At 71.5% G+C, this 5,918-nt stretch carries 8 protein-coding genes; 7 read left to right on the top strand and 1 reads right to left on the bottom strand.

The annotated features are described in order from the left end of the window. The 5 genes from VFM98_RS15525 to VFM98_RS15505 all read left to right on the top strand — a co-directional run. On the top strand, positions 1 to 216 hold a 216-nt coding region (locus VFM98_RS15525), incomplete at its 5' end, for an ABC transporter permease (protein ID WP_325110812.1). After that, positions 216 to 1,034 (top strand): ABC transporter ATP-binding protein, encoded by an 819-nt coding sequence (locus tag VFM98_RS15520; RefSeq protein ID WP_325110811.1) that lies wholly within the window; start codon positions 216 to 218, stop codon positions 1,032 to 1,034. The genes VFM98_RS15525 and VFM98_RS15520, both read left to right, overlap by 1 nt. Before the next feature lie 20 nt (positions 1,035 to 1,054). Beyond that, positions 1,055 to 2,032 carry an MlaD family protein gene (locus VFM98_RS15515; protein WP_325110810.1) on the top strand — a complete coding sequence of 326 codons (978 nt, stop codon included), beginning with the start codon at positions 1,055 to 1,057 and terminating at the stop codon, positions 2,030 to 2,032. Continuing rightward, positions 2,029 to 2,649, top strand: a complete 621-nt coding sequence (locus VFM98_RS15510; protein ID WP_325110809.1) for an ABC-type transport auxiliary lipoprotein family protein — start codon at positions 2,029 to 2,031, stop codon at positions 2,647 to 2,649. The genes VFM98_RS15515 and VFM98_RS15510 overlap by 4 nt, the downstream gene beginning before the upstream one ends. Positions 2,650 to 2,652: 3 nt before the next feature. After that, entirely contained in the window at positions 2,653 to 3,207 is a 555-nt protein-coding gene (locus VFM98_RS15505; RefSeq protein WP_325110808.1) for a cyclic nucleotide-binding domain-containing protein, read from the top strand. A gap of 6 nt (positions 3,208 to 3,213) precedes the next feature. On the opposite strand, the gene VFM98_RS15500 is transcribed toward VFM98_RS15505, so the two are convergent. Then, positions 3,214 to 4,158, bottom strand: coding sequence for a LysR family transcriptional regulator (locus VFM98_RS15500; protein WP_325110807.1), 945 nt, complete (start codon positions 4,156 to 4,158; stop codon positions 3,214 to 3,216). 94 nt (positions 4,159 to 4,252) lie between these two features. Here VFM98_RS15500 and VFM98_RS15495 point away from each other — a divergent pair, with 94 nt between their 5' ends. Both VFM98_RS15495 and VFM98_RS15490 read left to right on the top strand, forming a co-directional pair. Then, complete coding sequence (locus VFM98_RS15495; protein ID WP_325110806.1) at positions 4,253 to 5,227, top strand: tripartite tricarboxylate transporter substrate binding protein; 975 nt, start codon at positions 4,253 to 4,255, stop codon at positions 5,225 to 5,227. Between the two features lie 8 nt (positions 5,228 to 5,235). After that, positions 5,236 to 5,918 (top strand): CoA transferase (locus VFM98_RS15490; protein ID WP_325110805.1); only part of this gene is annotated, 683 nt, incomplete at its 3' end.

Here is a 5,918-nt window from a genome sequence, read left to right as displayed (position 1 = left end):
GACGCGGTGCGGGTGTCGAACCTGGTGCTGGGCCTGTCGAAGTCGGTCGTGTTCGGCATCCTGATCGCGCTGATCGGCTGCCATTTCGGCCTGCGGGTGCAGCCCAACACCCAGAGCCTGGGGCAGGGCACGACGGCCTCGGTGGTGACCGCGATCACGGTGGTGATCCTGGTCGACGCGCTGTTCGCCATCCTGTTCAGCAAGGTGGGCATCTGATGGAGCCCGCCGCCGCGCCGCGCCCGGAGGCGCCGGAGCCGATCGTCGAGATCCGCAAGCTCTGGTCCGTGTTCGACATGCCGGAGCGGCGGCTCGTGATCCACAAGGACCTGGACCTGACGGTGCACCGCGGCGAGGTGCTGTCCATCGTCGGCGGCTCGGGCTCGGGCAAGACCGTGCTGCTGCGGCAGATCCTCGGGCTGGAGCATCCCCACCGCGGCGAGGTGCGCATCATGGGCCGGCCGGTGGGTGAGTTGTCCGGCCGCGGTGCCTCCGGCCGGGTCGGCATGCTGTTCCAGCACGGGGCGCTGTTCTCCGCCTTCACGGTGCTGGAGAACGTCGCCTTTCCCCTGCGCGAACTCAAGACGCTGCCGCGCCGCCTGATCGTCGAGGCCGCGATGGTGAAGCTGCAGATGGTGGGCCTGAAGCCGGCCGACGCCGAGAAGATGCCGTCCGAGCTCTCGGGCGGCATGATCAAACGGGCGGCGCTGGCCCGCGCGCTCATCATGGATCCGCCGCTGCTGCTGCTCGACGAGCCCACGGCAGGCCTGGACCCCGACAGCTCGGACGGCTTCGTCAACCTGCTGCGTTCGCTGCACCGCGACCTGGCGCTGACGGTGATCATGGTCACGCACGACCTCGACACGCTGTTCGAGCTGTCCACGCGCATCGCGGTGCTGGCCGACCAGCGCGTGATCGTCAACGCCAGGCCGCGCGAGGTGATCGCCTTCCGCCATCCCTTCGTGGAGGACTTCTTCCTCGGCGAACGCGGCCAGCGCGCGATGGAGCTGCTGCGCGAGTACCCGTTCGCGATCTGATCAAGGTAAAAAGGCACACCATGGAAAACAAGGCCCACGCCATGGCCGCCGGCATCTTCGTGGCGCTGCTCACGGCGCTGGTGCTGGGGCTCGCTTCCTGGCTGACGCGCGAGACCGGCGTGCGCGACACCTACGAGATCTCCACCCGCGAGACAGTCACCGGCCTGCAGGAGCAGGCGCCGGTGCGCTTCCGCGGCGTCGACGTCGGCAAGGTCCGCCGCATCGGCTTCGATCCCGACAAGGTCGGCAACGTGCTGGTGCGGCTGGAGATCGACCGCGACACGCCGCTCACGCGCGACACCTTCGCGACCCTGAGCTACCAGGGCGTGACGGGGCTGGCCTTCATCCAGCTGTCCGACCACGGCAAGAAGGCGGCGCGGCTGGTGCCCGACGAGGACCACCCGCCGCGCATCCCGCTGGAACCGGGCCTGCTCGCGCGGCTGGAGGAGAACGGCGAGGTGATCCTCGAGCGCGTGAAGGAGGCCACCGAGCGCATCAACACGCTGCTGGGCGACGACAACCAGAAGCGCATCGCCGACGCGCTGGAGAACATCAGCCAGGCGGCCGGCTCCACCCACCAGCTGGTGCAGCGCATGGACCACACCGTCACGCAGCGGCTCGACCCCGCCATCGCGCAGGCCACCGTCACCATGCGCGGCGTGCAGACCACGGTGGACCGCTTCCGCGTCACCGCCGACCAGGTCAGCACCGCCGCCGCGCAATTCGGCCAGACCGCGCAGCGCATCAACGCGCCCGGCGGCCCGCTGGACCGCATCGGCGAAGGCACCGACGCGCTCGCGCACGTGGTGGAGACCTTCAGCGCCACCACCCTCCCGCGCGTGAACCGGCTGGCGGAGGAAGGCAACGAAACCCTGCGCAGCCTGCGCCGCGCGATCAACGAGCTCACCGAGAATCCCCAGATGCTGATTTATGGAGAAGGCAAGCCGCAGCCGGGCCCGGGCGAACCAGGCTGGCGCAGCCCGGAGGCGCGTCGATGAAGCGGAGGGGGTGGCTGGCGCTCGCGGGGCTGGCACTGGCCGGCTGCAGCGCCCTTCCGAGCAAGCCGGTGCGGCAGACGATGTACGACTTCGGCGCGCAGACGCCGACGCCCGCCGGCACGGCCCCGCCCCGCGCGGCGCTGGTGCTGCCCGACGTGGAGGTGCGCGGCATCCTGGAGACGCCGGCGCTGCTGTACCGCCTGGGCTACGACGATCCCAACGAGCTGCACCCCTACGCCTATGCCCGCTGGAGCGCCCCGCCCGGGCAGTTGCTGCGCCAGCGGCTGCGCGCGGTGCTCGCGCGCGAGCGGCCCGTGCTCGATAACGCCGCCGCCGCGGCCCTGGTGCGCCGGGGTGGCGAGCCGCCGGCCGTGCTGCGGGTGGAGCTGGAGGAGTTCAGCCAGCTGTTCGCGTCGGCGAGCGCCAGCGAGGGCGTGCTGCGCCTGCGCTGCACGCTGCTGGAAAACACCGGTGGCGGCGAGCGGCTGGTGGCGCAGCGCAGCTTCGAGGTGCGGCGTCCGGCCGACAGTGCCGACGCGCCCGGCGGCGTGCGCGCGCTGGTGGCCGCCACCGACGCCGCGGCGCAGGACATCGCGGCCTGGCTGCAGCAGCGCTGACGCATGGCCACGTCGCCCCTGGAGCAGCAGATGCGCGCCGCCGGCCTGGAGGTGCTGGGCCCGTGCGAGAACCTTTCGAGCTGGCCCGGGCTGATGGAGGAGAGCGTGCTGCTGCAGGACTTCAGTGCCGGCGAGGTGGACGTGCTCGGCTCGCTGATGCTGCAGGTGCGCGCGCGGCCGGGCCAGATGCTGATCGCGGAAGGCGACGCCAACGACTGGATGATGCTGCTGCTGCGCGGCACCGTGGACGTGGGCAAGCGCATCGGCCCGGAAGCCGAGCGCGAGATCCGCGGCGACAACACCCGGCTGGCGGTGCTGCGCCCCGGCACGGTGCTGGGCGAGATGTCGATGTTCGACGGCGAGCCGCGCTACGCGAGCTGCTGGGCGCTCTCCGACGTCGAGGCCGCCGTGCTCGATCGCTCCGGCGTCGAGCGCCTGATCCGCGCCCGCCCCGACATCGGCGCCAAGCTGCTGGTGAAGCTCACGCAGCTGCTCGCCCAGAGGCTGCGCAACGTGAGCAGCCAGCTGGTGCGGGTGCTGCAGCAGCACGTGGGGTGAGGCCCTTCACCGGCTGCCGCGCAGCGCGGCGCGCAACGCGTCCACGCGCGGATTGCGCGGGCCGGCACGCGTGATCAGCGCCACCGGCGCCGGCGGCATCGCGGGCGCCACCCGCAGGCGGGCGACGCGGCCCTGCGCCACGGCAGCCTGTGCCGCCGGGCCCGGCGCCGCACCGAGCCCGAGGCCGTGGGCGACCAGTTCGACGTTGGTGACCGGGCTGGTCGATTCGACCACAGGAGCCGGCGCCACCACGCCAGCCCGCAGAAAGCATTCGTCCAGCACGCGCCGCAGCATCGAGCTGCGTCCCGGCAGCACCCAGCGCTCGCGCGCGAGCTGCGCCCAATCCACCCGGCGGCTGCGCGCCAGCGGATGCGCCGGTGGCGCAATCACCAGGAACTCGGCATCGAACAGCTTCTCGAACGCGAGTTCGGCGCCGAGGTCCTCGGGCATCTGGGCCGGATGGGTGCTCACCAGCGCATCGACTTCGCCGGCAGCGAGCGCCCGCAGCAACATCGGCACGCGCTCCTCCAGCAGCGAAACCTGCACCGGCGGCGTCGCGGCCGTCAGGCGGCCCAGGAGCGGCGGCAGGTAGCCCTGCGCAACGAAGGGCGGCGCCCCCACGCGCAGCAGTAGCGCCGGCGCCGCCGCCGACAGCTCCTGCTGCACCTGCCCCAGTTGCGCCAGCAGCAAGGCCGCGCCCTGCAGCGCGACGCGGCCGCGCGGCGTCGGCTTCAGCCCGCGCGCATTGCGCTCGAACAGCGGCACGCCGAAGGCGGACTCGATCTCCGCCAGCGCCTTGCTCAGCGCCGGCTGCGTCAGGTTCATGCCCTGCGCCGCGCCGCGCAGGCTGCCCTCGCGCTCCAGCGCCAGCAGCAGCTGCAGATGGCGGAAGCGCAATCGCGCCGCCAGGCGGCCGGCCGCATCGGCGACGTCGCTGGAAGGAAGCGGCATGGAGCGATCACCGGAAGTTTGCAATGCCTGAAAACATATCACTTCCTTGCAAGCCTCGCCCAGCCTATCCTGTGCCCATTCCAGGAGACAAGCCATGCAGCGCCGACAGTTCCTCGCTTCCACCCTCCCCCTTGCGCTGGCCGCGGCCGGCGTGCACGCCGCCGAGCCCTTCCCGAGCCGCCCGGTGCGCGTGATCGTTCCCTATGCCGCCGGTGGTGGCCCCGACGTTCTGGTGCGGCAGTTCGGCCCGCAACTGGGCGACGCCCTGGGCCAGCCCGTCGTCCTGGAGAACAAGGTCGGCGCCGCCGGCGTGCTGGCCGCGCAGTACGTCGCCCAGCAGGACCCGGACGGCTACACCCTGCTGATGGGATCCAACACGCACCTGATCCAGAAGCTGCTGCAGCCCGCACTCAAGTTCGACCCGCTGGCCGACTTCGTGCCGGTCAGCAACATGGCGGCTTCGCCGACGGTGATGGTGGTGCGCGCCGATGGACCCTATCGGTCGGTGCAGGACGTGATCGCGGCCGCGAAGGCGGCCCCCGGCAAGCTGAACTACTGCTCCGGCGGCATCGGCACCTCGGCCCACCTGGCCGGCGCCACGCTCGTGTCGCTGGCCGGACTGAAGGCCACGCACATTCCCCTGAAAGGCTCGGTCGAGATCATGGCCTCGCTGATGCGCGGCGATACCGACTTTGCCTTCCCGGTCACCGGCACCGGCCTGCCGCAGGTCAAGGGCGGCAAGCTGCGGGCGCTGGCGATCACGGGCGCCAAGCGCCTGGCCGACTACCCGGACGTGCCCACGCTCAAGGAGGTGCTGAAGAACGACCTGGCCGTGCAGGAGTCCTGGTTCGGCTTCTGGGCGCCGGCGCGCACGCCGGCCGATGTGGTGGCCAGGCTGCACGCGGCGGTCGTCAAGGGACTCGCGCAGCCCGGCGTGCGCGAGCGCTTCGAGGCCACCGGCAACTCGGTGGTGCCCAGCGAAAGCCCGCAGGCCTTCGCCGCCTTCGCGCGCAGCGAGAACGGCAAGTGGGCCGACATCATCAAGCTGGCCGGCATTTCGGTGGCCTGAGGACGGACATGCTGCAAGCCCTGAAAGGTGTGCGCGTCGTCGACATGTCGCACGTGATCGCCGGTCCGCTGGCCTCCTTCTACCTGGCGCAACTCGGCGCCGAGGTGATCAAGATCGAGTCGCCGGAAGGCGGTGACGTGCTGCGCGGCCCGCGCACCGCGCCCACCGATACGCCCGACGGCTTCGTCGCCCTCAATGCGGGCAAGCACTCCGTGGCAGTGGATGTGCGCACGCCGGAAGGCGCGCAGGCCGTGCGCGACCTGGCGAGCACCGCCGACGTGTTCATCGAGAACTTCCGCCCCGGCGTGGTGAAGCGCTTCGGGCTGGACGAGCCGGCGATCCGCGCCGTCAATCCCGGCGTCGTGTACTGCTCGATCTCCGGCTTCGGCCAGCAAGGCGAATGGTCCGGCCGGGGCGCCTACGACCACGTGGTGCAGGCGCTCACGGGCATGATGATGATGTCGGGCGACGACCCCGAGGGGCCGCCGGTGAAGGTCGGCTTCCCGGTGGTGGACGTCGCCGTGGGCCTCTTGGCCGCGATGGCGATCTCCGCCGCGCTGCACCAGCGGGCCCGCGACGGCAAGGGCCAGACCATCGATGCGTCGATGGTGCAGGCGGCGCTGATGCTGATGTACCCGAACGTCAGCGCCTTCCTCAGCAGCGGCGTGGAGCCGCAGCGCATCGGCAACCG

Origin of the sequence: Ramlibacter sp., assembly GCF_035706265.1 — a bacterium.
Lineage (GTDB): Bacteria > Pseudomonadota > Gammaproteobacteria > Burkholderiales > Burkholderiaceae_C > Ramlibacter.
Note: the sequence above shows the minus strand (reverse complement) of the source record. Positions and strands in the feature narration are given on the sequence as shown.

Bases quoted from the DNA above. Each gene is read 5' to 3' on its own strand.
- VFM98_RS15520 (WP_325110811.1), top strand. From the start codon at position 216: ATGGAGCCCGCCGCCGCGCCGCGCCCGGAGGCGCCGGAGCCGATCGTC.
- VFM98_RS15515 (WP_325110810.1), top strand. From the start codon at position 1,055: ATGGAAAACAAGGCCCACGCCATGGCCGCCGGCATCTTCGTGGCGCTG.
- VFM98_RS15510 (WP_325110809.1), top strand. From the start codon at position 2,029: ATGAAGCGGAGGGGGTGGCTGGCGCTCGCGGGGCTGGCACTGGCCGGC.
- VFM98_RS15505 (WP_325110808.1), top strand. From the start codon at position 2,653: ATGGCCACGTCGCCCCTGGAGCAGCAGATGCGCGCCGCCGGCCTGGAG.
- VFM98_RS15500 (WP_325110807.1), bottom strand. From the start codon at position 4,158: ATGCCGCTTCCTTCCAGCGACGTCGCCGATGCGGCCGGCCGCCTGGCG.
- VFM98_RS15495 (WP_325110806.1), top strand. From the start codon at position 4,253: ATGCAGCGCCGACAGTTCCTCGCTTCCACCCTCCCCCTTGCGCTGGCC.